The following is a 26367-nucleotide window of genomic DNA, read 5'->3' as shown; positions in this document are numbered from 1 at the left end:
TTAGGCCTCTGTTTTGTTGAAAATTTCTCTTTCGACAAGACTATCCATTAAGAAATAGAATTTTTGTTGGATAATGTCATTTTCTGGATTTTTAAAGATATTAACCAGGCGAAGTCCAGACTTGTCTGTAATATTGATCTTAAAACCTGTCAAATCTTTATTGAAAATAATTTTAAGTAGGAAGCCTTCGCCGCTATTTGGAACGGCTTCGAGCAAACGATTTAACTCGTAATTTCCAACTTTGGTAACAGCGAATGTATTGTCACGTAAGGTATATTTTTTAACATTTGGGTGTAGACTATAGGTATATTTGCAGTCTTTCAATGAAACACTTGTTTCAAAAGCCATATTGTTCTCCTATGATAAAATTTCTTTAAGTTTTGAGAGGAAGTCTTGAATCTCCTCTACGGTATTGAGTTCTGAAAAACTAATTCGAAGGGATTCTTTTAGGCGTGAGCTATCTTTTCCATAGAGCGCCTCAAGGACATGGCTGGGTTGAACTGTACCAGCGGTACAAGCAGAACCTGTAGAGACAGAAATTCCAGCAAGATCGAGTCGCATCAGTAAAACGTCATTTTGGACACCTGGAAAGCCAAGATTCCAAACAAATGGAAGATGATCTTCATTCGCATTAACGTAGTAGTCGTAGGCTGCTAAACCATTGACTAGTTCTTGGCCGAGTTTTTGAACCTGGTTGAAATTTTCTTCTTGATGAAGTGTAGCTTGCTGAAGCGCGGTTGCCATCCCGACAATAGAAATGAGATTTTCCGTGCTGGCTCTCATCTTACTTTCCTGATCCCCACCGTGTAAGAGATTATCAAAATCTGGGACGGCTGCATAAAGGAAGCCGACTCCCTTTGGTCCGTGGAATTTGTGGGCAGAAGCACTGAGAAAATCAATTCCCAACTCTTCGGGATAGACAGGGACCTTTCCAATTGCCTGGACAGCATCAACATGAAAGGCAGCTGGAAGATCTTTTAAGAGTTCTCCGATTTCTTTAATCGGTAGAAGATCGCCTGTCTCGTTATTGGCAAACATGGTAGAGACAAGAATGGTATCCGGTCTAAGCGCCGCCTTGATATCACGAGCCTGAATGCGTCCATCTCTTGGTTGGACGATCGTCACTTCAAATCCGAAACGTTCTACAAGATATTCGATGGGTTCTAGAACCGCATGGTGTTCCAAAGCGGTCGTAATGATGTGTTTGCCATCTGCTTGGTGTTTCAAGCAGTAGCCTTTTATAACGGTATTATTACTTTCTGATCCACCTGAAGTGAAGAAAATACGATTTGGAAGAGTATGGAGAGACTGAGCAATCTGCTCGCGAGATTCTCGGAGGAGTTTACTAGCCATCCGTCCATGAGCATGAAGGCTCGATGGATTTCCAAAAGTGGTCTTCATAGTTGCAGACATTTTATCAATGACTTCAGGTAGAAGGGGAGTGGTTGCGGCATTATCAAAATATATCACATTAAGACCTTATTTCTTGTGGTAGGCAAATAGAGGACTAACAGGTTTTCTTTCTTGAATACGAACAATAGCTTCAGCGATCAGTTCGCTAGCTGTCAGATAGTTGATATTTTTAGGTGTTGGTCCGTTTGGAGCAACAGAATCGGTTACTAAGATTTCTTTGATCGGAGCTTGGTCTAATAACTCGACAGCACCTTTTACAAATAAACCATGACTTGATACAGCATAAATTTCAGTAGCTCCTTCGCGTTCAACGATTTTCGCAGCTTCTGAGAATGTCTTACCAGTATTGAGGATATCGTCAATCAAGATCGCTTTCTTATCTTTGACATCCCCGATAATATAGCCATAATCACGGTTCGCATCATCTTGCTCGTAATCAATGATGGCAATCGGTGCATCAAGATATTCTGCTAAACTACGAGCGCGTTTGACACCAGAGTTTTTAGGGCTGACGACTACGACGTCAGGTCCTGTTAGACCTTTATTAATGTAATGTTCTGCAAAAAGCGGAATGGTAAAGAGGTTATCCACGGCAATATCGAAGAAACCTTGGACTTGCACTGCATGGAGATCCAGAGTGACGACACGATCCACCCCAGCTTTGACCAACATATTTGCGACAAGCTTAGCAGTAATTGGTTCGCGAGGAGCAGCAGTCCGGTCTTGGCGAGCATAACCGAAGTAAGGCATGACCACATTGACAGTATTTGCGCTGGCCCGTTGGCAAGCATCCACCATAATTAAGAGTTCCATCAAGTGATTGTTGACAGGGAAACTGGTTGATTGAATGATATAAATATCATATCCACGAACACTTTCCTCAATATTGACTTGGATTTCACCATCTGAGAATTGACGGGATGAAATTTTCCCAAGTGGAACCCCAGCATGATCCGCGATTTTTTGCGCAATCTCTGGATTTGAATTGAGAGAGAAGAGCTTCATATTTTTTTTATCTGACATGTGATTCCAACCTCATTTAGATTTTTGATCTTAGCACTATTTTAGCAAAAATTTGCGATAATTTCAGCTATTTTACAATCTTTCCGCCAATCTTGCGATTTTATTTTTTGCAGCTTTGTAGACGATTCCATGCTCTTTGATGAACTGATGGAAATTTTCTTCCTGCTCAGCGGTTTCGACCTCGATTTCTAATTCATAATCTTCAGTGTCTAGATAGAGACTGTGGTCTAGTGCCACCAATCCTGCAGCTGTTTCTTTTTCGAATCGTTCTGTTGTAAGGCTTCCCCAGACAGCGAGTTGCTCAACAGAGATTTCTTTAGAGATTAAGAGGTTTTTGATTTCTCCGTCAGGAAACTGTTGGTGTTGAAGGATCGCCTCGGTTTCTTCTGGGCTGAGGTTTTGATTGTACTCGAAATGGCCAACTGCTTCAGGGACCTTGAGAGTCAACTCAGCTTGATCTGTGAAAGTACGCACCCGCAAGGCCATTTTTTCCTTACGGATGAGCTGGTCGGGGGTATCGATATAGTGATTGGTTTGGACAACCAATTCTGTATCATCAAAAAGTGGAAGGAGGGATTGGTACTCCTCCTTGTCTAGCAAGGTTTTGTATTCAATTTCTAAATGGTTCATTTTGTAGTCCTTTGCTTTTTTTCGAAAGCGATTCATGATATAATAAGAGATGTGTTTATTGTATACAAAAATGGTTCAGATTACAAGGTGGTAGGATGGCAATTGATTGGGAAAACTTCTTAGATCCGTATATCCAAGCAGTTGGGGAATTAAAAATCAAACTGCGTGGGATTCGTAAGCAATATCGTAAGCAACAAAAGCATTCTCCAATCGAGTTTGTCACAGGACGGGTCAAGCCGATTGAGAGCATCCGTGAAAAGATGATCCGAAGAAATATTTCTGAAGAAAATCTGTCTCAGGATATGCAAGATATTGCTGGTCTTCGCATCATGGTTCAGTTTGTGGACGATGTGGATGAGATCCTAGAGGTTCTGAGACAACGGCAGGATATGCGCGTGGTCCAAGAGCGAGACTACATCCGCCACAAGAAATCAAGTGGCTACCGGAGTTACCACGTCGTGGTCGAGTACCCGGTTGATACCATTGATGGAAATGAAACGATCTTAGCAGAGATTCAAATTCGGACCTTGTCCATGAATTTTTGGGCAACCATTGAACACTCGCTCAATTATAAATATAAAGGAGACTTTCCAGACGAGATCAAAAAACGCTTAGAGACGACAGCAAACCTGGCCTATCTTTTGGATGAAGAGATGGGGGCAATTCGGGATGCGATTCAGGAGGCTCAAGCCCTGTTTGATCCACTTCATCGTAAGTTAAATGATGGCGTTGGAAATAGTGATGACACAGATGAAGACTACAGGTAAAAAAGTATCCATTATTCGCAATCGCAAGCGTCAAAGTGAAGAGGTTTTTCAGCAGTTGCGCTACAAGCTTCGGAAAAATAATTTTATTTTGACGGAGAAGCACCCGGATATTGTGATTTCAATTGGTGGCGATGGAATGTTGCTATCGGCCTTTCACAAGTATGAACACCAGTTGGATCGGGTGCGATTTGTTGGCGTCCATACCGGACACTTAGGATTCTATACAGATTACTTAGACAGTGAAATCGATAAGCTGGTTGAAAATTTAAAATATGATACAGGAGCTAAGGTTTCTTACCCTATTTTGAATGTCAAGATTACTTTCGAAAATGGGGAAACCCGTACCATGAGAGCTTTGAACGAAGCGACGATTAAGAGAAGCGACCGGACCATGGTTGCCGATCTTACGATTAATGGAGTGGATTTTGAGCGCTTCAGAGGAGACGGCATTACTGTTTCGACTCCGACAGGAAGTACGGCATACAACAAATCCTTGGGAGGAGCAGTCCTTCACCCAACTATTGAGGCGCTGCAGATTGCTGAAATCGCCAGTCTCAACAACCGTGTTTATCGTACCTTGGGTTCTTCTGTCATTGTCCCTAAAAAGGATAAGATCGAGATTACACCGACGAGACCTGGCTTTCACATTATCTCTGTTGACAATTCAACCTATTCTTACCGCAATATTGCAAAGGTAGAATACCAGATTGACAACCATAAGATCAATTTTGTGGCAAGCTCCAGTCACACCAGCTTCTGGAATCGGGTCAAGGATGCCTTTATCGGAGATGATAGAGAATGAGATTTGAATTCATTGTCGATGAGCATGTCAAGGTCAAGACTTTCTTGAAAAAGCACGAGGTTTCTAAGGGGCTCTTAGCCAAGATTAAGTTTCGTGGTGGTCAGATCCTTGTCAATGGATGTCCGGAGAATGCAGTTTATTTGTTGGATATTGGGGATCGCTTGGTCATTGATATTCCGGCAGAAGAAGGTTTTGAAACCTTAAAACCTATGGATCGGCCTTTGGATATTTTGTTTGAAGATGATCATTTTTTGGTCTTAAACAAACCCTTTGGCATTGCTTCTATTCCAAGTGCGATTCATTCCAATACCTTAGCCAATTTTGTAAAAGGCTACTATGTGAAGCAGGGCTACGAGAACCAGCAGGTTCACATTGTCACTCGCTTGGACAAGGATACAAGTGGCGTTATGCTCTTTGCCAAACATGGCTATGCCCATGCTCGCTTGGATAAGCAATTGCAGTCTAAAACGATTCAGAAACGCTATTATGCCTTGGTCAAGGGATCTGGGAAGCTTGATCCTGTCGGAGAGATTATTGCTCCGATTGCGCGTGATGAAGATTCAATTATCACCCGAAAGGTAGCTAAAGGCGGCAAGTATGCTCATACAAGCTACCAGGTTGTTCAATCTTTTGGTGATATTCACCTAGTGGATATTCAGTTACACACAGGTCGAACCCATCAGATCCGCGTTCATTTTTCCCATATTGGTTTTCCGCTCTTGGGAGATGATCTCTATGGCGGCAGTTTAGAAGACGGCATTGAGCGCCAGGCCCTTCATTGTCATCGCCTATCCTATTATCATCCATTTCTAGAGGTAGAGTTGGTCATAGAAAGTCCACTGCCTCCAGATTTCCAAGCTGTATTAACACAGCTTCAAACTAGTTATTAATTATTAAAAGGAGTAAAACTCATGGAAGTTTTCGAAAATCTCAAAGCCAACCTCGTTGGTAAGAATGCACGTATTGTATTACCAGAAGGTGAAGAACCTCGTATCCTCCAAGCGACAAAACGCATTGTGAACGAGACAGAAGTAACCCCTGTCTTGCTTGGTAATCCGGATAAAATTCGGATTTATCTTGAAATCGAAGGGGTTTTGGATGGATATGAAGTCATCGATCCTCATTCTTATCCAGGTTTTGAAGAAATGGTAGCTTCCTTGGTAGAACGTCGTAAGGGCAAAATGACAGAAGAAGAAGCGCGTCAAGTCTTGAAAGACGACGTTAACTATTTTGGTGTCATGTTGGTACACATGGGAATTGTTGATGGGATGGTTTCTGGTGCGATTCACTCAACAGCCGCAACTGTTCGTCCGGCCTTGCAAATTATCAAAACTCGTCCAAATGTAAAACGGACTTCAGGGGCTTTCCTTATGGTTCGTGGATCTGAACGCTACTTGTTTGGGGACTGTGCCATCAACATCAATCCAGATGCTGAAGGATTAGCCGAAATTGCCATCAATTCAGCTATCACTGCCAAGATGTTTGGTATTGATCCAAAAATTGCTATGTTGAGCTATTCAACAAAAGGATCTGGTTTCGGTGAAAGTGTTGATAAGGTTGTTGAAGCGACTAAGCTTGCTCATGAACTTCGTCCAGACCTTGAAATTGACGGGGAATTGCAATTTGACGCAGCTTTTGTCCCTGCAACTGCAGCCTTGAAGGCTCCAGGAAGCAAGGTGGCAGGTCAAGCTAATGTCTTTATCTTCCCTGGTATTGAAGCAGGTAACATTGGATACAAGATGGCTGAACGTCTTGGTGGCTTTGCAGCAGTAGGTCCTGTCTTGCAAGGATTGAATAAACCAGTCAACGACCTCTCTCGTGGATGTAATGCAGATGACGTTTACAAATTAACCTTGATTACAGCAGCTCAAGCTGTGGAACAATAAGAAATGCATTTAGAGAGGGGGACAGAAATCGGTAATTCGTTAGAATTCGATTTCTTTGTCCCGCCTCCGCACAGTTGAGTAGGGCTGTAAAAGCTGATGAAATCAGCGTAGTAGAGCCCACTCAAGCACTGCGTCTTGCTCGATAATCCAAGACAATTGAGAGGCTAGGACTTTTGTCCCAGCCTCTTTTTCATTATAAAATCAGAATTTCTAAACTCTAACTCATTCTATGGTATACTAGGAATATGTTAGATTTAAAAGATTACGGGATTACCATGTGGGAGGAGGAAAAAATTGCTTCCTTTCGAGAAAAGTTATTAGCTTGGTATGATGCCCATAAACGGGATCTCCCCTGGAGAAGGACCCAGGATCCTTATAAAATTTGGATCTCAGAGATTATGCTCCAGCAAACACGAGTCGATACAGTGATTCCTTATTATGAGCGTTTTTTAGACTGGTTTCCGACGGTTGCAGATTTGGCTCAAGCTCCTGAAGAAAAACTCTTAAAAGCTTGGGAAGGCTTGGGCTACTACTCACGTGTCCGCAATATGCAGAAAGCCGCCCAGCAGATCATGGAAAATCACGGAGGAGTGTTTCCATCAAGTTATGAGGAAATATCTAAACTGAAGGGAATTGGGCCTTATACAGCTGGTGCCATTGCTAGTATTGCCTTTGGATTAGCAGAGCCAGCAGTAGATGGCAATGTCATGCGTGTTCTATCCCGTTTGTTTGAAGTGGACTACGATATCGGAGTTCCGACCAATCGCAAGATTTTTCAAACCATGATGGAAATCTTGATCGATCCGGCCCGGCCGGGTGATTTTAATCAGGCTTTGATGGATTTGGGATCCGATATTGAATCGCCAGTCAATCCACGGCCGGAAGAGAGTCCTGTTAAGGAATTTAGCGTGGCCTACCAACATGGGACCATGGATCGTTATCCCATCAAGGCTCCTAAGAAGAAACCTGTACCTGTCTATCTAACAGCTTTTATTATCAAGGATAGTCAAGGCCGCTACTTGCTGGAGAAAAATGAGCGAGAAGGGCTTTTATCTGGTTTTTGGCATTTCCCCTTGATTGAAGTGGATGGCCTATCTGAGAACCTAGGTCAATTATCCCTACTGAATGGGCAAGGTCATGCAGAAGTCAACCCAGAAATTCTTTCCTTTGAACAAGACTATGACTTGGCTATTGAATGGCAGGACAGATCGTATCCTATCGTCCAGCATGTCTTTTCGCATCGCAAGTGGCAGGTTCAACTTCGTTACGGCCTAGTAAAAGAAGGAGAGCAACCAGCAAGTGAATCGACTGTTTGGTTAACACCAGAAGAATTTTCGGACTATCCTTTTGCTAAACCCCAGCAAAAGATTTGGACGACGTTTACGGAAAATGAAAAATAGCTAGAGATTATTCTCTAGCTATTTTTTTTATAGATGAGCGAATGCTTTGATTTCTTCTTCAGACATGGATGAGTCGCAACGAACACTGACTTCACCAGATTCGACATGTAAAAATCCTGGGACAGTTGGGATGCCGTAAGTTGAGCGGAAGGCTTGTAATGCGTCTAGCTGACTTGGTTCTTCACTATTAATAAAATAGATATGAGCTTTTGTTTCAGCTACGACAGTTGCTAATTTAGCAGCGAACTTCCGGCAGTAAGGGCAAGTCTTGCGTCCGATAAAGAAGGTCGCTGTTTCTTTTTGATCGATCGCTTCTTGCGCACGCGCGACAGTTGTGACTTCAAGATCTTTAATATCTTCTAAAAATTGTTCCATGAGATTACCTCGCTTTCTTCTATGTCTAGTATGCCATATTTTCTATAAAATCGCTGGTATTTGCTACGAAAGAAAGAGAGAGTGGGACAGAAATCGGTTATCGTTAGAATTCGATTTCTTTGTCCCGCCTCCGCACAGTTGAGTAGGGCTGTAAAAGCTGATGAAATCAGCGTAGTAGAGCCCACTCAACCACTGCGTCTTGCTCAACAATCAAAGATAATTGAGAGGCTAGGACTTTTGTCCCAGCCTCATGTTTTAGCCTACAAAAGCATTGATTTCTGCTTCGATATTCGCAATTTTTTCTTTAGCATCTGCTTCAGATTCACCAACTGTGGCGATGTAGAATTTGATTTTTGGTTCTGTACCTGAAGGACGAACGGCAAACCATGAATCATCAGCCAAGATGTATTTAAGAACGTTGCTTGGAGGAGTTGTCAATTTTTCAACGCCGTCAGCAGTAGTAGCTGTTTGTTCCAAGAAGTCTTCTGTCTTAGCAATGTCTGTGTTGTTAAATTGTTTAGGAGCATTGCCACGGAATTTATCCATAATTTTCTTGATTTCAGCAGCCCCGTCCACACCTGAAAGGGTAACAGAGATGGTTTTTTCTGCGAAGTAACCGTATTGTTTGTAGATTTCTTCGATACCATCTGCCAAAGTCATACCACGTGAGCGGTAGTAAGCTGCGATTTCAGCAACGATAAGAACGGCTTGGATAGCGTCTTTGTCACGTACGAATGGTTTGATCAGGTAACCGAAGCTTTCTTCGAAACCAAGCATGTAAGTGTGGTTGTGTTGTGTTTCAAATTCATGGATTTTTTCACCGATAAATTTGAAACCAGTCAAGACGTTAAACATAGTTGCGCCGTAGCTTTCTGCAATCTTAGTCACCAACTCAGTTGATACGATTGATTTACAGAGGGCAGCATTGGCAGGAAGGGTACCAGCTGTTTTGTGAGCTTCAAGAATGTATTTAGCAATGATCGCTCCGATTTGGTTACCAGAAAGGTTGAGGTAAGAACCATCTGGTTGGCGGATTTCAACACCAAGGCGGTCAGCATCTGGGTCAGTTGCAACCAATACATCAGCGTCTACTTTGCGGCCAAGTTCTTCAGCAAGAGCAAAGGCAGCTTGGTTTTCAGGGTTTGGAGATTTAACAGTTGAGAAGTCAGCATCTGGAACGGCTTGAGCCTCAACAACTTGAACAGCTTCAAATCCAGCTTGGGCAAGAGCACGACGAGCCAACATTTCACCAGTACCATGAAGTGGTGTGTAGACAATCTTCATGTCGCGACCGTATTCATTGATCAAGTCTTGGTTGATGTTAACGCCTTTCACTTCTTTCAAGTATTCAGCGTCGACGTTTTCACCGATAACTTCAATCAAGCCACTAGCTTTGCTTTCTTCAAGGTCAGCCAATTGTACAGTGAAAGGATTTTCGATAGCACGGATGTAATCTGTCAAAGCATCGGCATCTGCAGGTGGCATTTGTCCACCGTCTTCACCATATACCTTATATCCATTAAACGGAGCAGGGTTGTGGCTAGCGGTTACCATAATCCCAGCAAATGTGTGGAGATGACGAACAGCAAATGACAATTCAGGTGTTGGACGTAGGCTTTCAAATACATAAGATTTGATTCCGTGTGCAGCCAAAACTTGAGCAGATTCAAAAGCAAACTCAGGAGAGAAGTGACGGCTGTCGTAGGCGATCGCAACACCGCGTTTCTTCGCTTCCTCACCTTTTGAGTCGATTAATTGGGCCAACCCTTCAGTTGCTTGGCGAACAACATAGATATTAATACGGTTGGTACCAGCACCGATTAATCCACGCATACCAGCTGTACCGAATTCAAGGTTGGTATAGAAGGCATCTTCTTTTGTTTTTTCATCCATTGCGACCAACTCATCACGAAGGTAAGCTGGTAATTCAGCAAAGTCGAGCCATTTTTGGTAGTTTTCTTGATAGGTCATGCAAGCGTCTCCTTTTTGCTTATAATTTAATCGCTTACATTATAGCAAATTTTTTCTGAAAATTCTAGCGATAAATGTAAATCTTTTCAAAAAAATAGAGCTAATTCACCATCAAATAAAGCCAAGATAAATTGGTCTTGGCTTGAAAGGTTATTTTAATTTTTCAAGAGATGGAACGACGGCACTGGTAATGAGGACTGTAGCAATGACTTCGATGAGAGAGTTGGTAGATATAATCAAGGCTAGGAAATGTTGAATTCCACCACCGAAGCTATTTCCAAAGAAGAAATAAATCCCACTTAGAACGAAAACAGTATTGGTCATAGAGCCGACAATTCCAGCGATCATAAGTCCTGTACGATTGCGAATCCAGCGATAGACGAAGTAAGGGGTTACCCCAATGAGAATCCGAGGGACTATGGCAATGATAAGGGAGTAGAGATTCCCGTGAGGGACAAAGGGACTAAAGAGATAGCTGGCTGGTGTTATAACCAGGGTATTCATGGTGAGGCTAAAGAGTCCCATGAGGAGTCCTAGAATTGCTCCAGTTCGAGGTCCGTAGATAATAGAAGCGATCACGACAGGAATATGAACCAAGGTTGGTTGAATTCCTGATGGGACAAATTGCAAAATGAAGGACGTCACAAAGTGAATGGTGATCATCACGGCAAAAAAGATGGCAATTCGTGAAATAGAGGCTGATTTTCTCATAAACAATTCTCCTTAACAGCTTGGATGATAGTGTCGACAGTGGCTAGAGCTCCAGAACCTTGATCTCCACAAGCGAGAGTAGCCTCTCGAGGTTGGATGATCTGGTAACCATAGTCTTGTAAGAGTTTTAGATTTCGTTGGGTAGCAGGATGATCTAGCATTTTTGTATTCATAGCAGGGGCCAGTAATTTTTTAGTCCTTTGAGGCAAGGCTAGAGCTGTGCTTGTGACCATATTATCTGCAAGTCCCATGGCCAATTTAGCAATGGTGTTGGCACTGGCCGGCGCTACAAGAAAGAGGTCAGTTTCTTTCCCAATGTCGATGTGCTCGATCCGCTGTGGATCGTCTTCCACCATAACCTCTAGGCCTACTGGATTTTTTGAAAGAACTTGCAAGGTTAAAGGGGTGATAAATTTTTGGGCTGAAGGAGTCATGAGGACCTTCACTTCAAATCCCAATTTGGTTAGTTGGCTGGTAATATCAGCAGCCTTATAGGCGGAAATACTACCGGTAACCGCTAAAGTAATGTGTGTCATATGTACCTTTTTATTTGATATAACGTAGGATAGCCTCTGCGATTTCTGTTTTCGTAGAAGCTTCTAGAACGTGATCATCTGTTACTAGATAGGCTTGATGCTGACCGTTCTGAATCTTGGTCAGATCATTGGCAACGATCATGCTGGCATGATTTTTAACCAGGCTTTCACGCGCTACCTGGATCAACTCTTCAGAAGAAACGTCGACTAAAAGCTTAAAGCCGATCAGTTGAATGGCAGGGTTCCATTCTTTAACGAGCGAGATAATCTTCGGATTTTTCTTTAAGAAGAGCACCTGATATTCTTCTTTCGAAGAGATTTTGGTTTCGTGATTTTCGCGATGGATAAAGGTATGAAGATCCTGAGCATTCTTAACTTCATCAAGGCCTGTCATGTAAACAGGCGTATAGTCTGAGACTGCCATAGCATGGATTAATACCTGGTGACGAGGAACTTCCTTTTTCATTTGAGAGAGAAGTTCCTCAACATTGTCGATCAATAGAAGTCGAAGCTGTGGGTGAGGGTCGGGTTTAAGAGCGGTAGGCGTTGTGATCAAGGTCACCTGATGTCCCTTAGCAAGAGCCGTTTCTGCAAGGATTTTCCCTAGGCTCCCGGTGGAATGATTGGTGATCGAACGAACACTATCAATGGCTTCGCTCGTCCCGCCTGATGTAATTAAAATATGCATATGCTTATTTTACACAAAAAAGATACATAAGTAAAGTTCTGAAGCTATTAGGATTAGCTATGTGTAGCCATAAAATTTACATAAAAAACGAACGTTCGATTCAAAAGGTGAAAAAAATATGTTATTTTCGCGAATTTTAGGTATAATAGATCTATCAAATATAAAGGAGTCCCTTATGAAAACAGATATCGAAATTGCTCAAAGCATTGAACTCCAACCGATTGTAGACGTTGTGAAGAAAATTGGTTTGGTTGACGATGATCTTGAATTGTATGGAAAATACAAGGCGAAATTGAGCTTTGATAAGATTCGTGAAGTTGAGAAAAATACAGTAGGAAAACTTATCTTAGTCACTGCGATCAACCCAACTCCAGCTGGAGAAGGGAAATCAACCATCACCATTGGTCTAGCAGATGCTTTGAATAAAATCGGTAAAAAAACCATGATTGCCATTCGCGAACCTTCTTTAGGTCCAGTTATGGGGATTAAAGGTGGTGCTGCTGGTGGTGGCTATGCCCAAGTTCTACCGATGGAAGACATCAACCTTCATTTCACAGGGGATATGCATGCGATCACAACGGCTAATAACGCTCTCTCAGCATTGATTGATAATCATTTGCACCAAGGAAATGAGCTAGGAATTGACCAACGTCGGATTATCTGGAAACGGGCAGTGGACTTGAATGACCGCGCTCTTCGTCATGTTTCTGTCGGTCTTGGCGGTCCTTTAAATGGGATTCCGCGTGAAGACGGTTTTGATATTACCGTTGCTTCTGAGATCATGGCCATCCTTTGCTTGGCGACAGATATTGAAGATTTGAAACGTCGTTTGGCCAACATTGTAATTGGTTACCGTTATGATCGTAGTCCAGTTTATGTCCGTGATTTGGAAGTGGAAGGGGCTCTTGCCTTGATCCTCAAAGATGCGATTAAGCCAAACCTGGTTCAAACCATCTATGGAACGCCTGCCTTTGTTCACGGTGGCCCATTTGCCAATATTGCCCATGGATGTAACTCTGTATTAGCAACGACGACAGCTCTGCATTTAGCGGACTATACAATTACAGAAGCAGGTTTTGGTGCTGACCTTGGTGCTGAAAAATTCCTTGATATTAAAACTCCAAATTTGCCTACATCACCAGATGCAGTTGTGATTGTAGCGACTCTCCGTGCTCTTAAGATGAACGGTGGAGTGACTAAGGATGCTTTGACTGAAGAAAATGTAGAGGCTGTTCGTGCTGGTTTTGCCAACTTGAAACGCCACGTTGAAAATATCCGTAAGTTTGGCATTCCTGCAGTGGTTGCTATCAATGAATTTATCACCGATACAGCAGCGGAAATTGCTACTTTGAAAGAATTGTGTGCTGAAATTGAGGTGCCAGTTGAGCTTGCGAGTGTATGGGCGAATGGTGCTGACGGTGGAGTTGAACTTGCTGAAACCTTGGTTAAAACCATCGAAACAAGTCCAGCTAACTACACACGCTTGTATGATAATAACCTTTCTGTTGAAGAAAAAATTGAAAAGATTGTTACAGAAATTTATCGCGGTACGAAGGTGAATTTTGAGAAGAAAGCCAAGACACAAATTGCCCAAATCGTGAAAAATGGTTGGGATAAGTTGCCAATCTGTATGGCCAAAACACAATATAGCTTCTCCGATAATCCAAATGCCTTGGGAGCTCCGGAAAACTTTGAAATTACTATTCGTGAAGTGGTTCCAAAATTGGGAGCAGGCTTTATTGTCGCTTTGACTGGGGATGTCATGACCATGCCTGGTCTACCAAAACGTCCAGCTGCTTTAAATATGGATGTGGCTGCTGATGGAACAGCTATTGGCTTGTTCTAATAGACGTCTGATGACAAAAAACAACTTCTGTTCAAATGAGCAGAAGTTGTTTTATTATGTACTCGTCGAATGCTATGGTGCAAGAAGCTGATGACTGGCTTTGTGGTAGGTAAACCAAAGTTGGAGGGTCATTGGGACCCAAATGAGAGGCTCGCAAAGAATGACTCCTATATAGCCTGTATGAGGGATAATGAAAAGTACAAAGAGAATTTTTCCTGTTAACTCGATAAAGCTAGAAATCAAAGGGGTCAATTTTCTACCAATACCTTGGAGGGAATTCCCTAAAATCAAGAGGCATCCTAAGACCGGATAGAAGCAGGAGCTGATTTGCAGATAGAGACTGGCATTTGCGATCAAGTTAGGATCGCTAGATCCAGATATGAGGTTTGTTAAGAACGGGCTTGTAAAGAAGAGGAGGATGGCAACAATGATCGACCAAACGAAGGAGAGAAGACAAGCTTGTTTGACCCCTTTTTGAATCCGTCGAAAGCGTTTAGCACCAAAGTTTTGCGAGGTAAAGGTCGTCATACTAGTGGAAATAGCAGCCATTGGCAGGAGGGCAAAGGACATGATCCGACGAGCTGAGATTTGAGCACTTATGATGGTCATTCCAAGCTTATTGATAGCTGATTGTAAGATAACTGTTCCGATAGAGACAATAGAAGACATGAGCCCCATGGTCAATCCCTGACTGATTAAGTCTTGATAGAGCCTTTGATCCCAAACAAAATCGTTGCGATTTGGCAGGAGGAAAGGCACTTTTTTGCGAATATAAAAGAAACAAAGAAGTGCAGAAAAACTTTGCGCAATAATAGTCGCAATCCCAGCGGATTGGACTCCGAGATGGAGTTGGGTAATAAAATAAAGATCAAGAAGAATATTGAGAACGGCAGCGATAATCAAGAAGTAGAGTGCCGCTAAGCTATCGCCAACCGCTCGAAGAAGTCCGGCACAAAGATTATAGGCAAAGGTCACAGCTACACCATTGACAATAGTGGAGATATAGAGATAGGACTGAGCTATAATAGCTGGTGGGGTCCCTAAAAACTGGAGAAGGGGATAAAGACCCACAACACCAATAGATATCACGAAGAGACTGAGGATGCCGCCAATAACAGCAGTTGCCGCGACAGATTTTCGTAATTGGTCATCGTTTTTAGCTCCATAATTTCTCGCGATAATGATGCCCATCCCATTTCCAACACCGACGGCAAATCCAACAATCAAATCAAAAATAGCAGAGGTCGCCCCAACGGCGGCCAATGATTTTTGACCTAAAAATCGTCCTACAATCATGACATCCGAGGTATTGTAGAGTTGTTGGAAGATATTGGATAAAAGAATAGGAAAGGCAAAACTTAAAAGAGTAGGTAAAATAGGACCATCTATGAGGTCCACACGTTGAATTCTTTTCATAGTGCCATTATACCAACTTCAGTAACTAGCGACAAGCATCAGTAGTTGAATCCCCTTACATTTTTTGATATAATCGTGTCAGAAAAGGAGGCCATATGAGCTTAACGAGCCAATTAATCACTGAAACGTTCCCAGATCTGGATAAAGTCGAAAGGCTGAATATCGAAGCATTTCCAGAAGAAGAGCGTGTTCCTTTGTCAGAATTTTTACGCTATACGGACAATGACGATGCCAATTTCTTTGCTTTTTATAACGAGGAAGAATTTGTCGGATTTGCTTTTTCAATCTATAATCAGAAAGCTTTTTATGTCAGTTTCTTTGCCATTATGCCACATTTAAGAAGCCACGGATATGGTCAAGAAATCATTGAAAAATTGGTGGAATTTTACCAAAGGACCATGATTCTTGAAGTGGAACGTTTAGATGAAGAATGCGACAATATAGAGCAGCGTCAGTCTCGGATGGATTTCTATAAGCGAAATGGATTTAAAACTGCTAATGCTTTTTTAGAATACGATGATCTGAGTTTTGAGATTCTTTATCGAGGCGATCAATTTGATGAGGAGGCTTATCGGGACATCTTCCATAAACTGCAAGCAGAGAATTACTTTGATTTCCGTATTGAATACAGACGCTTTAGTGATCATTAGACATGATATAAAAAAAGTTCTCAGCTAATTTGCAGAGAACTTTTTGGTTACTAATTAAAGAAATAGTTCACGATACTCATGATTTGTGAAAAGAACCAAGGCAGAAACAGAAAAGCTAAGAAAGCAACATGCCATTTCCAATAGAGAGAAACTAGCCCAACCGTTTCTCGGATCCAAGCCGATGGGAGATAATAAAAAGCTGTTTTTGAACCGACACTGCGTCCAGGGATTTTTAATCGTCTCATAAAGACACCAGCCCGAAGAGCGTGAAAGGAATTGGTCACCACAAGGACACTCTTTCCTAGTCCCTGATCTTCAAGAATAGCCTTACTAAATGTCAAATTCTCAAAAGTCGTTCGAGAACGATTCTCAATCAAAATGTCTTCCTGTGGTACACCCTGTTCCATCAGGTAGTTTGCCATAGCTTCCGCCTCTGAGGTTAACTCATCAGCACCTTGACCACCAGAAACAATCAGTTTTGGTCGTCCCTCAAACTGCTCATAGATAGTCTTTGCTTTAGTTAGACGCTGGGCCAAAAGTGGTGGTACTTTATCCCCAATTAGACCGGAGCCGAGGACGATGATAGCATCGGGCTCTTTACGAACGGGGAAGTAATTGCAAAATGTCCCGTATAAAACATAAGAAAGATAAAGAAAAGTCGAGTAAAAGAGGGCAAAGTCTGTTGGATAAATCAAGAGATCTTTCCCTGGGAAATAAGGAAGGAAATGAAGCGCCAAGGTGCCGATAATAAAGATCCCATATAGGAGTGAGAGGAGGTTAGCCAACCTTTTGCCTTCAAAAGACATCATTTGCCGGCCGTTAAAAAGAAGAAAAACAGTTGAGAAAATAATACTGAGTAAAACAAGAATAGCAAGTACTGAAAAGATAATGATGGCAACCTTTTGGTTAAACCATAGCTCGGTACGAACAACTAGTAGAAGGGCAGAAATCAGGAGAAAAATGCCGAAACTTATTGAAAAGAGATAAGCATTGATCAGTCGTCTGCGGTCGTTCAAAAAGAAAAATAAAAAAATGGTAGCTGGAACCAACCAGAATAGATATAGAAACATGATGACTCCTAAATATAGTAGTAGTTCAATTGTAACATAATTTACTAAGAGATGCTCATTAACTCCACAATCGTTCAATGTTGTTAAAAGCCTTAACTGCTAATTGAGAAAATCAATAGATTCAGAAAAAAGGAATTGCCGTGGCGGATAAAAGCTGTTATACTAGAGAAGATTGACAAATGTAAAGGAGAACACATGTTACGAAAAGGTTCCTTAACAGGTTTGCTGTTATTTGGTATTTTCTTTGGTGCAGGGAATTTGATCTTTCCACCTGCGCTAGGTGCCCAGTCGGGTAGCCATTTTTGGCCAGCTATTGCTGGATTTGTCTTATCAGGAGTAGGAATTGCGATTATCACCTTGATTATTGGGACACTCAATCCTAAAGGGTATATCCACGAGATTTCGCGTAAAATCGCGCCTTGGTTTGCCATCGTTTATCTGGTAGCCTTGTACCTCTCTATTGGTCCCTTTTTTGCCATTCCAAGAACGGCTACCGTTTCCTACGAAGTTGGGATTGCTCCCTTGTTAGGAAATGCCAATGGAGGACTTGGTCTCTTCATTTTCACCTTGGTTTATTTCTGTTTAGCCTATTTGATTGCCCTCTATCCTTCTAAAATCTTAGATAGTATTGGTCGGATTTTAACACCGATCTTTGCAATTTTGATCGTTGTACTGGTTGTCCTTGGTGCTGTCAAGTACAGCGGACACGCGCCTCAAGTGGCAACAGAAGCCTACCAAGCATCTGCCTTTGGGCAAGGTTTCCTTGAAGGGTATAACACTTTGGATGCTCTTGCTTCAGTAGCCTTTAGCGTCATCGCAGTGACTACTCTTAATCAACTTGGTTTCACCAGCAAAAAAGAGTACATTAAAACCATCTGGATCGTTGGGATCGTTGTAGCCATTGGCTTTAGTATTTTATACATTGGCTTGGGGTATCTTGGAAATCATTTCCCAATTCCAGCAAAAGTAATGGCATCTGATGCCAATAAAGGGGTCTATGTCCTTTCAGAAGCGACCAAGGCTATCTTTGGCCCAGCTGCTCAAATTTTCCTTGCAGGTATGGTGACGGTGACTTGCTTTACCACAACAGCAGGTTTGATCGTATCGACAGGGGAATTCTTCCATAATACTTTCCCTAAAATTTCTTACAAAATCTATGCAACTCTCTTTACCTTGATTGGATTCTCCATTGCCAATCTTGGTTTGAGTGCCATTATTGCCTATTCATTGCCTGTTTTAATGATCCTCTATCCAATCACCATTACTATTGTGTTGATTGTGATTGTAAATAAATTTACTCAACTATCAAAACCAGGAATGCAGCTGACTATTTTCCTAGTTAGCTTGGTTGCGATTGGAGATGTTCTGGCAAGTACCTTTAAACTTGCAGGACTAGCAAATATCATTAAGCACTTGCCGTTTGCTGCCCAATCCCTCCCATGGTTACTACCAGCAGTCGTTGGTATGGTCCTTGCTCTGTTCTTGCCCAATAAACAAAGTGCAGAAGAAGAATAAGATTTACTAGAAACTCTAAAGTTCCCCGCTTTAGAGTTTTTTTATTTTGAAACTAGTACCTAAAGAGTTTCTTTAAATACAAACCGTAGCAAAAATTTTTAATTTAAGGAATGGCATGTTATACTATTTCTAACATATCAATATACGGAGCATTTTATGAATCAAATCGTTTTCTCTTTCACTGTCTTTCTGGCAGGGATTCTCTCCTTTTTCTCTCCCTGTGTCTTTCCTTTGCTCCCGGTCTACATTGGCGTTTTGCTAGGAAGTGATCAGGAAAAATCCGTTCAGATTTTTGGGAAAAAGATACGCTGGCATGGCATCGTTAAGACCTTGTGTTTTATCGCAGGTGTTTCTGTTATTTTCCTTATCATAGGTTTCGGAGCTGGCTTATTGGGGCAGGTTATGTATACCAACTGGTTCCGCTACGTGATGGGAGCGCTGATCATTATCCTTGGTCTTCATCAGATGGAAGTCTTTCATTTTCATTTCCTTGAGAAGCAAAAATCAGTAGATTTTGGAGCCAACAAACAGAAGAATGAGTTGTTTTCAGCCTTTCTTCTTGGTCTTGGCTTTAGTTTTGGTTGGACGCCTTGCATTGGCCCTGTATTAGGATCGGTTCTTGCATTAGCAGCATCCAATGGACAAGATGCCCTCGTGGGTGCTCTCTATCTCTTTATCTATACATTAGGGATGGCCATCCCATTCTTGCTCTTGGCACTGGCATCAGGCCTTGTATTGCCTTATTTCAATCGTCTCAAACCCCATCTCTTGTTGCTGAAGAAAATCGGTGGAGCCATCATCATTATTATGGGGATTCTCTTAGTCTTGGGACAATTAAATAGCTTGTCTTCAATCTTTTCATAAACCAAATGGAGGTATTATACCTATGAAATTTATCAAATATACGTGTTTTTCAATCCTGTCAATCGCTTTACTGTCTGCTTGTTCGATGGAGCAATCGAGTGAGAGTGGTATGAAGAATATGAGCAATCAAACCATGACCAACACAACCGCTAGTAAACATCCCTTGGTAGGAAAAGAAGCGAGTGACTTTGAGCTAAAGGATATGAAGGGGAATACGGTTAAACTTTCAGACTACAGAGGGAAGAAGGTATATTTGAAATTCTGGGCAACCTGGTGTAGTCCTTGTCGCCAAAGCATGCCTGAACTTAATAAATTGGTTGAAGAAAAGGACAGAGATTTTGAGATTCTCACGGTTATGGCACCGGGAATGCAAGGGGAAAAAACAGAAGAAGAGTTCGTCGAATGGTTTGCCCAACAAGATTATCCATCAGTGCCCGTCTTGTATAATCCAGATGGCTCTGCCTTTGCGAACTATCAAGTACGTTCCATTCCTACAGAAGTCTTTATTGATAGCCAAGGGAAGATTGGTCATGTGCAGCTAGGGGCTATTTCAAACGAAGATGCTAAGAAGATTATCAAGGAGTTAAAATAAAAAAATGAAGCACGAAGCTTCATTTTTTTATTAGTTGCTTGCACCAGAAGTGGCATCAGCATCTCCGTGGCCTCCGTCACCATGTCCTCCAGCATCAGAAGCACCAGAAGTTGCATCTGCATCACCATGACCACCAGCAGGAGCAAATGGTCCGCTACCACCTACAAGGCGTTGACCTGTTGTTTGCAGGTACCAGTCTAACCATGGTTTGAAGTTGAAGACAATCTCATTGATACCAGCGTAAGAACCATCTTCATAATACATTGCTTGGTAGTTGTGGGTGTTGATCACGCCTTCAGGAGATCCTGGAACAATAGTTCGAACATATTCTTGGTTTCCGTTGCGAAGAGTGCCGATTACCCATTCAACGTTTTTCATACGTGCGGGTGGAAGGGATCCGTGAACGGTTGACATCCGGCTACCAGATTGAGGTGGCACGCGTTTAGCAAACATGGTATCTGGATCTTGATGAGCATTGTTGTAGTAAAGGAATTGGTTGTTATCATCGGCATATGTCAACTCAAATGGCATGGCCTTCAAGAACATATTAATTTGGTCAACGGTTAGAATACCGTGGTCCAATTTGACATAAGTATCTCCAGAAACAGCACCTGTAAGTTCAGCTACTTTTTCAACCCAATCTGGATCATCCGGATCTACCTCAGTAACAGTTGTAGCAATTGGATGATTACAATCTAAATCTTCTGGTTCAATTGGTTTTGGTTTTTTCAATTTGGATACAACCTCAACGTATTTCATAAAATTATCCAAGCAGGTTTCGAGGAATTTGACGGTTCCTTCGTTGATGATATTGCCATCTTCGTCAAAAGCTTCTTTTGCTTTTCCAAGAAGGAATTCATTACCTGGAAGAGTATAAGCATTGACACCTGGAGCATCAAGGATCTTGCGGAGGTGAACCTGAGCACGTGATGTCCCTTGATCATAGTAGGAAGCACCAACGATCATGACTGGTTTGTTTTCAAATGGATGCACCTCAAAAGATAGCCATTCAAGAACAGATTTAAGAGCAGCAGAGATCGTATGGTTGTGCTCTGGAGTAGCAATGATGACACCATCTGCTCGAGTAATTTTATTGTACAAAAGACGTAATTGGAAACTTTCGTCCCATTTTTCATCTTGGTTAAACATTGGAACTTCATCGATTTCAAGAACTTCCAATTCAAATTTGATCTTAAATTGGCGGCGAATGAATTCCAAGAGTTTACGGTTATATGATTGATCGTAGTTTGATCCTACAAGTCCTACAAATTTCATTCTTTTCTGTCTCCTATCTTACAAGTTTTCCCAGTCAAATTCTTCAGCATCTTTGCGAAGCAATTCTTGGGCGTGGCGTAATTTGTCTGTGATTTTCACAAACACACGGAAATCATTGAAGATGGCATCTAATTTTTGAATAACATCCAAATCTACTAAGTCTCCATTTTGATCAAAGGCTTGCAATGAATGAGAGAGCAAGAATTCATCTGGCAAAACAGTCGCTTTAATTTCTGGAGCATTTAAGATTTGACGGAGTTGGAGTTGGGCGCGTGAAGATCCCAAGGTACCGTATGATGCCCCAGTAATCATGACTGGTTTGTTCAACAATGGGAAGACTCCGTATGAGAGCCAAGCTAGAGCACTCATCAAGACCGCTGGAATAGAGTGGTCGTATTCTGGAGTCCCAATAATGACTCCATCAGCCTCCTCAATTTTTGCAACAATATCCAAGACAGCGTCAGGTACTTGTTTGTCGGCTGGTTTGTTAAAGACAGGGATATCTTTAATTTCGACCAATTCGATCTCAGCCTTATCAGCAAAATGTTTTTGCATGTATTGAAGCAGTTGACGGTTTGTAGAACGTTTGGAGTTAGTCCCCACAATCGCAATAAGTTTTACCATGGAAATTTCCTTTCTGATAACAGAATTATAAATAAGATTGAAGCCCACTTGTATAGGCGATCTTGCCTGATTGTGAAACCAATAAGGTCTCTATACCAGGAAGTGATTCAACAGTGTTGAGGATAGAAGTAGGAGAGTCCCCGAACAGGCGGGTAGTCCATATCTCCCCGTCTACGGATCGATCAGATATAATGGTGATACTGGCTAAGTCTGTCTCAACCGGATAGCCTGTCACGCTATCAAAGATATGGTGAAACGACTGGCCGTCGACTTCTAAATGACGCTCGTAGATGCCAGAGGTGACAACAGATTTGTCCTTGACTGAGAGGACCAGTAGGTGCTGGCCTCTTTTTTCAACTGGATTTTGAATACCAATCCGCCAAGGCTGTTGTTTAACGGGGTGTTGACCGACGGTTAGGATATTTCCTCCAAGATCGATCAAGGCATCCTTGATTCCCTTACCTCTCAGATAGGTAGCAATTAGATCTGCGCTATAGCCTTTTGCTAAAGCTCCCAAGTCGATCTTCATTCCAGGACGTTTCAAAAAGACTGTATAGTTTTCTTGGTCTAATTGAATCTGCTGGAGATCGATCTTTAAAAGCGCTTGTTCGATTTCTTCTGGTGCAGGCCGTCTGGCATCTGAAAATCCGATCCGCCAGGTTTGCACCAGAGGGCCGATAGCAATGTTTAAATGGCTATTTTTAGCTTGACTATGCAAGGTACCTAATGCAATCAGTTCAAAAAGATCTGGATGAACTTGAACAGGAGCAATACCAGCTTGGTGATTGATTTCCATGAGTTCAGAACTTGCATCATTAGCACTGAAGCGATGTTCGTAGGAGCGAAGAAGTTCAAAGCAATGCGTAAGGAGTTCATCCGCTTGTGGGTCACAGATCGAAACGGTGATGGTGGTTCCCATCAGACGTTCGGATCGACTACTTAGGTCCACTAAAAATCTATCCTTTCCAATTTTCACTTACTTACAGTATACCAAATAGAGACCGTTTTCACAATCCTTTCGGACAAATTATTTGACATTTTATGAAAGCTGTGAGAGGAAGCTTTCAGAAGGTTTGAAGAAAAGATCACAAATATTGAGCAAATATCTTGTAACCGATATCATTTTTATGATATACTCAAGAAGTAAATTTTAATTAAAGGTAGGATTTATTCTATGAGTAAAATCGTTGTTGTAGGGGCAAACCATGCCGGAACAGCTTGTATCAACACTATGTTAGATAATTTTGGAAATGAAAATGAAATTGTGGTTTTTGACCAAAACTCAAACATTTCATTCCTTGGATGTGGGATGGCACTTTGGATCGGTGAGCAAATCGATGGTCCAGAAGGTCTCTTCTACTCTGATAAAGAAAAATTGGAAGCAAAAGGTGCAAAAGTCTACATGAACTCTCCTGTTCTTTCAATTGACTATGACAACAAAGTGGTAACTGCAGAAGTTGATGGAAAAGAACACAAAGAATCTTATGAAAAATTAATCTTTGCGACCGGATCAACACCAATCATTCCTCCAATTAAAGGAGTTGAAATCGTTCCTGGTAACCGCGAATTCAAAGCAACTCTTGAAAATCTTCAATTCGTTAAACTGTACCAAAACGCTGAAGAAGTGATCGAAAAATTGAAAGACAACAGCAAACACTTGAACCGTATCGCCGTAGTTGGTGGTGGTTACATCGGTGTTGAACTTGCTGAAGCTTTCGAACGTCTTGGTAAAGACGTTGTCTTGGTGGATATCGTGGACACTGTCTTGAACGGCTACTATGACAAAGATTTTACAGACATCATGGCGAAAAACTTGGAAGACCACAACATCCGTTTGGCTCTTGGACAAACTGTTCAAGCAGTTGAAGGAGATGGTAAGGTAGAACGTCTTGTAACCGATAAAGAAACCTTCGATGTAGACATGGTCATCTTGGCTGTTGGTTTCCGTCCAAATACAGCTCTTGCAGATGGTAAGATTGAACTCTTCCGCAACGGTGCCTTCCTTGTCGATAAGAAACAAGAAACGTCACTTCCAGGTGTCTATGCAGTTGGTGACTGTGCGACTATCTATGACAATGCACGTGGTGAAATGAGCTACATCGCACTTGCATCTAATGCGGTTCGTTCAGGTATTGTTGGTGCCTACAATGCGACCGGTCATGAATTGGAAGGAATCGGTGTTCAAGGTTCTAACGGTATTTCGATTTACGGTCTTCACATGGTTTCAACTGGTTTGACACTTGAAAAAGCAAAAGCTGCTGGCTTCAATGCTGGAGAAACTGGTTTTAACGACCTTCAAAAACCTGAATTTATTAAACATGATAACCATGAAGTTGCTATTAAGATTGTCTATGATAAAGACACTCGTAAAATTCTTGGAGCTCAAATGGTATCACGTGATAGCGCCATCTCAATGGCTATCCACATGTTCTCACTTGCAATTCAAGAACATGTGACGATTGATAAGTTAGCCTTGACTGACTTGTTCTTCTTGCCACACTTCAACAAACCATATAACTACATCACAATGGCAGCTTTAACTGCTGAATAATGACTGAATGAAAAACAAAGCTAGCGGTGCTAGTTTTGTTTTTTTCTGTCTTTGCATGTATGCAGGGTCAGTGAAATAAGGTATAATGAATAGGATAAGAGTTTGAAGGAGTTAGGGAATGTCTGAAAAAGAAGAAGCCTTAAAAAATGAATTTCGTTTTGCCTCTAGTTCGATTGTGGCACATATTGTCAGAGGTGTTCTGGTTGGGATCGTTGTGGGCTGTGTCGTCTCAAGTTTTCGTTTTTTGATCGAACATATTTTTAATTTTGTTCAAGGCGTCTACAAGGAGATGTCTGGTCAATCACTATATTTGCTGGCGATGCTGTTGGGGTACGGGGTGATCGTACTGATTGCTGGTCGCCTCATTCGCACCAATCGGGATATCAAGGGATCAGGAATTCCTCAAGTCGAAGCAGAGCTCAAGGGACTCTTAGCGGTGAGCTGGTGGGATACCTTGTGGAAGAAGTATATTCTAGGTGTATTAGCCATTGGAAGTGGCTTGATGCTTGGTCGTGAAGGTCCTAGTATTCAATTAGGGGCTATGGGTGGAAAAGGAGTGGCCCATTATTTGAAGGTCAGCCCAGTTGAAGAGCGGTCTTTGATTGCAAGTGGAGCTGCTGCAGGCCTTGCAGCCGCCTTTAATGCACCTATAGCAGGACTTTTATTTGTCGTGGAAGAAGTCTACCATCATTTTTCTCGATTCTTTTGGATTTCGACCTTGGCCGCTAGTCTGACTGCTAATTTTATTTCACTCAATGTCTTTGGTCAAACACCCGTACTTCATATGCCGCAAAATATTCCGCCGCTCCATTTGTCTCAGTACTGGATTTACCTTTTTCTCGGAGTCTTTTTGGGGGCAGCAGGTTATGTCTATGAAGTAGTGGTGCTGAATATCGGTCGATTGTATCGTTTACTTGAAAAGATTTTTCATGTTCCCTCTCATTACTCTTCCTTATTTGCCTTTGTCTCGATTATTCCAATCGGCTATTTCCTTCCACAAATTCTTGGTGGCGGGAACCAATTGGTTTTGGATTTAGCTCGAGTACCGTATCCAGTTCTATCGATCCTTCTCTATTTTATGATCCGTTTTATCTGGAGTATGTTGAGCTATGGTAGTGGTCTACCTGGCGGAATTTTCTTGCCCATTCTAGCTTTAGGATCTCTTTTAGGCGCGATCGTTGGAACTTTCCTCCAAAACATTGGCTTTATCTCCCAAAATCAATTACCTCTCTTCATTATTTTAGGAATGAGTGGGTATTTTGGGGCTATTTCGAAAGCTCCTTTAACCGCTATGATTTTGGTAACAGAGATGGTCGGTGATATTCGTAGTTTAATGCCACTGGGTATGGTCACCTTGCTGGCTTACATGATCATGGATCTCTTCCATGGAGCACCAGTCTATGAAGCCATGCTGGAGCAACTCTTACCTGATAAGGCGCAAGAAGAAGGAGAGTTGACCTTGATTGAGATTCCTGTATCCGAAAAGATTGCAGGGAAACAAGTTCATGAACTCGAACTCCCCCAAGATATTTTGATTACTACGCAAATGCGAAGTGGTAAGAGCTATACGGTCAATGGTGCGACCCGCTTGTATCTAGGTGATAGCATCTTTGTGGTGGTGAAAGAATCTGAAATTGGACGTGTCAAGGATATTCTTTTGTAGAAGACAGTTTCTTAGAAAAGTCTTTCTATTATTAAATTTTCAGACAATTGTTGAAAAATGAGAAAACTTCTGGTAAAATAAGTCCAAGAACAAAAGAGG

General features: G+C 41.9%; 26 protein-coding genes. 12 read left to right on the top strand and 14 right to left on the bottom strand.

Annotation, left to right across the window (positions count from 1 at the left end; translation table 11 throughout):
* From HMPREF2832_RS03785 to HMPREF2832_RS03770, 4 genes are all read right to left on the bottom strand, one after another.
* Window positions 1–348 carry a DUF1831 domain-containing protein gene (locus HMPREF2832_RS03785; RefSeq protein ID WP_009730974.1) on the bottom strand — a complete coding sequence of 116 codons (348 nt, stop codon included), beginning with the start codon at window positions 346–348 and terminating at the stop codon, window positions 1–3.
* 9 nt (window positions 349–357) lie between these two features.
* Window positions 358–1470, bottom strand: a complete 1113-nt coding sequence (locus HMPREF2832_RS03780; protein WP_070505602.1) for a cysteine desulfurase family protein — start codon at window positions 1468–1470, stop codon at window positions 358–360.
* Window positions 1471–1479: 9 nt separating this feature from the next.
* Window positions 1480–2436, bottom strand: a complete 957-nt coding sequence (locus HMPREF2832_RS03775) for a ribose-phosphate diphosphokinase (protein WP_003007186.1) — start codon at window positions 2434–2436, stop codon at window positions 1480–1482.
* 72 nt (window positions 2437–2508) lie between these two features.
* Window positions 2509–3066: a CYTH domain-containing protein gene (locus HMPREF2832_RS03770; RefSeq protein WP_070505600.1), complete on the bottom strand. Its 558-nt coding sequence runs from the start codon at window positions 3064–3066 to the stop codon at window positions 2509–2511.
* Window positions 3067–3161: 95 nt separating this feature from the next.
* Here HMPREF2832_RS03770 and HMPREF2832_RS03765 point away from each other — a divergent pair, with 95 nt between their 5' ends.
* The 5 genes from HMPREF2832_RS03765 (at window position 3162) to mutY (ending at window position 7921) form a co-directional block, all read left to right on the top strand.
* Window positions 3162–3833, top strand: a complete 672-nt coding sequence (locus HMPREF2832_RS03765; protein WP_070505599.1) for a GTP diphosphokinase — start codon at window positions 3162–3164, stop codon at window positions 3831–3833.
* The gene (locus HMPREF2832_RS03760) at window positions 3817–4635 is read left to right on the top strand and encodes an NAD kinase (RefSeq protein ID WP_282188909.1); all 819 of its coding nucleotides are present in this window, start codon (window positions 3817–3819) and stop codon (window positions 4633–4635) included. Before HMPREF2832_RS03765 ends, HMPREF2832_RS03760 begins: the two co-directional genes overlap by 17 nt.
* Window positions 4632–5525: an RluA family pseudouridine synthase gene (locus HMPREF2832_RS03755; RefSeq protein WP_070505597.1), complete on the top strand. Its 894-nt coding sequence runs from the start codon at window positions 4632–4634 to the stop codon at window positions 5523–5525. Before HMPREF2832_RS03760 ends, HMPREF2832_RS03755 begins: the two co-directional genes overlap by 4 nt.
* A 21-nt stretch (window positions 5526–5546) precedes the next feature.
* A complete protein-coding gene (gene pta / locus HMPREF2832_RS03750) occupies window positions 5547–6521 on the top strand; it encodes a phosphate acetyltransferase (protein WP_021153149.1) in 975 nt (324 codons plus the stop codon).
* 245 nt (window positions 6522–6766) lie between these two features.
* Window positions 6767–7921: an A/G-specific adenine glycosylase gene (mutY, locus tag HMPREF2832_RS03745; protein WP_070505595.1), complete on the top strand. Its 1155-nt coding sequence runs from the start codon at window positions 6767–6769 to the stop codon at window positions 7919–7921.
* A 27-nt stretch (window positions 7922–7948) separates the two neighbouring features.
* Here mutY and HMPREF2832_RS03740 read toward each other — a convergent pair whose 3' ends face one another.
* From HMPREF2832_RS03740 to HMPREF2832_RS03720, 5 genes are all read right to left on the bottom strand, one after another.
* Window positions 7949–8296 (bottom strand): DUF6568 family protein, encoded by a 348-nt coding sequence (locus tag HMPREF2832_RS03740; RefSeq protein WP_023918049.1) that lies wholly within the window; start codon window positions 8294–8296, stop codon window positions 7949–7951.
* A 255-nt stretch (window positions 8297–8551) separates the two neighbouring features.
* Entirely contained in the window at window positions 8552–10267 is a 1716-nt protein-coding gene (locus HMPREF2832_RS03735; protein WP_049499034.1) for a phospho-sugar mutase, read from the bottom strand.
* A 150-nt stretch (window positions 10268–10417) separates the two neighbouring features.
* Entirely contained in the window at window positions 10418–10978 is a 561-nt protein-coding gene (locus tag HMPREF2832_RS03730; RefSeq protein WP_024056113.1) for an ECF transporter S component, read from the bottom strand.
* The gene (gene coaC, locus HMPREF2832_RS03725) at window positions 10975–11514 is read right to left on the bottom strand and encodes a phosphopantothenoylcysteine decarboxylase (protein ID WP_024056114.1); all 540 of its coding nucleotides are present in this window, start codon (window positions 11512–11514) and stop codon (window positions 10975–10977) included. The genes HMPREF2832_RS03730 and coaC overlap by 4 nt, the downstream gene beginning before the upstream one ends.
* 10 nt (window positions 11515–11524) lie before the next feature.
* Window positions 11525–12202: a phosphopantothenate--cysteine ligase gene (locus HMPREF2832_RS03720; RefSeq protein WP_049488762.1), complete on the bottom strand. Its 678-nt coding sequence runs from the start codon at window positions 12200–12202 to the stop codon at window positions 11525–11527.
* A gap of 175 nt (window positions 12203–12377) precedes the next feature.
* Here HMPREF2832_RS03720 and HMPREF2832_RS03715 point away from each other — a divergent pair, with 175 nt between their 5' ends.
* Window positions 12378–14048, top strand: a complete 1671-nt coding sequence (locus tag HMPREF2832_RS03715; RefSeq protein ID WP_070505593.1) for a formate--tetrahydrofolate ligase — start codon at window positions 12378–12380, stop codon at window positions 14046–14048.
* A gap of 72 nt (window positions 14049–14120) precedes the next feature.
* On the opposite strand, the gene HMPREF2832_RS03710 is transcribed toward HMPREF2832_RS03715, so the two are convergent.
* Window positions 14121–15464 (bottom strand): MATE family efflux transporter, encoded by a 1344-nt coding sequence (locus HMPREF2832_RS03710; protein WP_061455549.1) that lies wholly within the window; start codon window positions 15462–15464, stop codon window positions 14121–14123.
* 95 nt (window positions 15465–15559) lie between these two features.
* Here HMPREF2832_RS03710 and HMPREF2832_RS03705 point away from each other — a divergent pair, with 95 nt between their 5' ends.
* Window positions 15560–16114: a GNAT family N-acetyltransferase gene (locus HMPREF2832_RS03705; RefSeq protein ID WP_061455550.1), complete on the top strand. Its 555-nt coding sequence runs from the start codon at window positions 15560–15562 to the stop codon at window positions 16112–16114.
* A 50-nt stretch (window positions 16115–16164) separates the two neighbouring features.
* Here HMPREF2832_RS03705 and HMPREF2832_RS03700 read toward each other — a convergent pair whose 3' ends face one another.
* Window positions 16165–17184, bottom strand: coding sequence for a YdcF family protein (locus HMPREF2832_RS03700; RefSeq protein ID WP_070505590.1), 1020 nt, complete (start codon window positions 17182–17184; stop codon window positions 16165–16167).
* Between the two features lie 195 nt (window positions 17185–17379).
* On the opposite strand from HMPREF2832_RS03700, the gene brnQ reads away from it, so the two are divergent.
* From brnQ to HMPREF2832_RS03685, 3 genes are all read left to right on the top strand, one after another.
* A complete protein-coding gene (gene brnQ / locus HMPREF2832_RS03695) occupies window positions 17380–18699 on the top strand; it encodes a branched-chain amino acid transport system II carrier protein (protein ID WP_070505588.1) in 1320 nt (439 codons plus the stop codon).
* A 156-nt stretch (window positions 18700–18855) separates the two neighbouring features.
* A complete protein-coding gene (gene ccdA2, locus HMPREF2832_RS03690; RefSeq protein ID WP_070505586.1) occupies window positions 18856–19563 on the top strand; it encodes a thiol-disulfide oxidoreductase-associated membrane protein CcdA2 in 708 nt (235 codons plus the stop codon).
* A 22-nt stretch (window positions 19564–19585) separates the two neighbouring features.
* Window positions 19586–20155 (top strand): TlpA family protein disulfide reductase, encoded by a 570-nt coding sequence (locus HMPREF2832_RS03685; protein ID WP_070505585.1) that lies wholly within the window; start codon window positions 19586–19588, stop codon window positions 20153–20155.
* A gap of 30 nt (window positions 20156–20185) precedes the next feature.
* Here the strand turns inward: HMPREF2832_RS03685 and HMPREF2832_RS03680 are convergent, their stop codons facing one another.
* From HMPREF2832_RS03680 to HMPREF2832_RS03670, 3 genes are read right to left on the bottom strand one after another with little or no spacing between them, the layout of a single operon-like run.
* Entirely contained in the window at window positions 20186–21430 is a 1245-nt protein-coding gene (locus tag HMPREF2832_RS03680; protein WP_070505584.1) for an NAD(P)H-dependent oxidoreductase, read from the bottom strand.
* 18 nt (window positions 21431–21448) lie between these two features.
* Window positions 21449–22054: an NADPH-dependent FMN reductase gene (locus HMPREF2832_RS03675; RefSeq protein ID WP_070505583.1), complete on the bottom strand. Its 606-nt coding sequence runs from the start codon at window positions 22052–22054 to the stop codon at window positions 21449–21451.
* Window positions 22055–22079: 25 nt separating this feature from the next.
* Window positions 22080–23003, bottom strand: a complete 924-nt coding sequence (locus HMPREF2832_RS03670; RefSeq protein WP_186823064.1) for an FAD:protein FMN transferase — start codon at window positions 23001–23003, stop codon at window positions 22080–22082.
* A 225-nt stretch (window positions 23004–23228) separates the two neighbouring features.
* On the opposite strand from HMPREF2832_RS03670, the gene nox reads away from it, so the two are divergent.
* Together nox and HMPREF2832_RS03660 are read left to right on the top strand one after the other, a co-directional pair.
* Window positions 23229–24605 (top strand): H2O-forming NADH oxidase, encoded by a 1377-nt coding sequence (nox, locus tag HMPREF2832_RS03665; RefSeq protein WP_070505581.1) that lies wholly within the window; start codon window positions 23229–23231, stop codon window positions 24603–24605.
* A gap of 118 nt (window positions 24606–24723) precedes the next feature.
* The gene (locus HMPREF2832_RS03660) at window positions 24724–26268 is read left to right on the top strand and encodes a ClC family H(+)/Cl(-) exchange transporter (RefSeq protein ID WP_070505580.1); all 1545 of its coding nucleotides are present in this window, start codon (window positions 24724–24726) and stop codon (window positions 26266–26268) included.
* Window positions 26269–26367 lie beyond the last annotated feature (99 nt).

Origin of the sequence: Streptococcus sp. HMSC073D05, from assembly GCF_001812015.1 — a bacterium.
Lineage (GTDB): Bacteria > Bacillota > Bacilli > Lactobacillales > Streptococcaceae > Streptococcus > Streptococcus parasanguinis_D.
The sequence above is the reverse complement of the archived record's forward strand: the minus strand, read 5'-3'. Positions and strand labels throughout refer to the sequence as shown.

Excerpts from the sequence above, each read along its gene's own strand:
- HMPREF2832_RS03735 (WP_049499034.1), bottom strand. The coding sequence starts at position 10,267 with ATGACCTATCAAGAAAACTACCAAAAATGGCTCGACTTTGCTGAATTA.
- HMPREF2832_RS03660 (WP_070505580.1), top strand. The coding sequence starts at position 24,724 with ATGTCTGAAAAAGAAGAAGCCTTAAAAAATGAATTTCGTTTTGCCTCT.
- HMPREF2832_RS03785 (WP_009730974.1), bottom strand. The coding sequence starts at position 348 with ATGGCTTTTGAAACAAGTGTTTCATTGAAAGACTGCAAATATACCTAT.
- pta (WP_021153149.1), top strand. The coding sequence starts at position 5,547 with ATGGAAGTTTTCGAAAATCTCAAAGCCAACCTCGTTGGTAAGAATGCA.
- HMPREF2832_RS03700 (WP_070505590.1), bottom strand. The coding sequence starts at position 17,184 with ATGTTTCTATATCTATTCTGGTTGGTTCCAGCTACCATTTTTTTATTT.
- HMPREF2832_RS03755 (WP_070505597.1), top strand. The coding sequence starts at position 4,632 with ATGAGATTTGAATTCATTGTCGATGAGCATGTCAAGGTCAAGACTTTC.
- HMPREF2832_RS03710 (WP_061455549.1), bottom strand. The coding sequence starts at position 15,464 with ATGAAAAGAATTCAACGTGTGGACCTCATAGATGGTCCTATTTTACCT.
- HMPREF2832_RS03675 (WP_070505583.1), bottom strand. The coding sequence starts at position 22,054 with ATGGTAAAACTTATTGCGATTGTGGGGACTAACTCCAAACGTTCTACA.
- HMPREF2832_RS03680 (WP_070505584.1), bottom strand. The coding sequence starts at position 21,430 with ATGAAATTTGTAGGACTTGTAGGATCAAACTACGATCAATCATATAAC.
- HMPREF2832_RS03765 (WP_070505599.1), top strand. The coding sequence starts at position 3,162 with ATGGCAATTGATTGGGAAAACTTCTTAGATCCGTATATCCAAGCAGTT.
- HMPREF2832_RS03730 (WP_024056113.1), bottom strand. The coding sequence starts at position 10,978 with ATGAGAAAATCAGCCTCTATTTCACGAATTGCCATCTTTTTTGCCGTG.
- ccdA2 (WP_070505586.1), top strand. The coding sequence starts at position 18,856 with ATGAATCAAATCGTTTTCTCTTTCACTGTCTTTCTGGCAGGGATTCTC.
- HMPREF2832_RS03705 (WP_061455550.1), top strand. The coding sequence starts at position 15,560 with ATGAGCTTAACGAGCCAATTAATCACTGAAACGTTCCCAGATCTGGAT.
- HMPREF2832_RS03720 (WP_049488762.1), bottom strand. The coding sequence starts at position 12,202 with ATGCATATTTTAATTACATCAGGCGGGACGAGCGAAGCCATTGATAGT.
- HMPREF2832_RS03715 (WP_070505593.1), top strand. The coding sequence starts at position 12,378 with ATGAAAACAGATATCGAAATTGCTCAAAGCATTGAACTCCAACCGATT.
- HMPREF2832_RS03770 (WP_070505600.1), bottom strand. The coding sequence starts at position 3,066 with ATGAACCATTTAGAAATTGAATACAAAACCTTGCTAGACAAGGAGGAG.
- brnQ (WP_070505588.1), top strand. The coding sequence starts at position 17,380 with ATGTTACGAAAAGGTTCCTTAACAGGTTTGCTGTTATTTGGTATTTTC.
- HMPREF2832_RS03760 (WP_282188909.1), top strand. The coding sequence starts at position 3,817 with ATGAAGACTACAGGTAAAAAAGTATCCATTATTCGCAATCGCAAGCGT.
- HMPREF2832_RS03775 (WP_003007186.1), bottom strand. The coding sequence starts at position 2,436 with ATGTCAGATAAAAAAAATATGAAGCTCTTCTCTCTCAATTCAAATCCA.
- nox (WP_070505581.1), top strand. The coding sequence starts at position 23,229 with ATGAGTAAAATCGTTGTTGTAGGGGCAAACCATGCCGGAACAGCTTGT.
- HMPREF2832_RS03740 (WP_023918049.1), bottom strand. The coding sequence starts at position 8,296 with ATGGAACAATTTTTAGAAGATATTAAAGATCTTGAAGTCACAACTGTC.
- mutY (WP_070505595.1), top strand. The coding sequence starts at position 6,767 with ATGTTAGATTTAAAAGATTACGGGATTACCATGTGGGAGGAGGAAAAA.
- HMPREF2832_RS03685 (WP_070505585.1), top strand. The coding sequence starts at position 19,586 with ATGAAATTTATCAAATATACGTGTTTTTCAATCCTGTCAATCGCTTTA.
- coaC (WP_024056114.1), bottom strand. The coding sequence starts at position 11,514 with ATGACACACATTACTTTAGCGGTTACCGGTAGTATTTCCGCCTATAAG.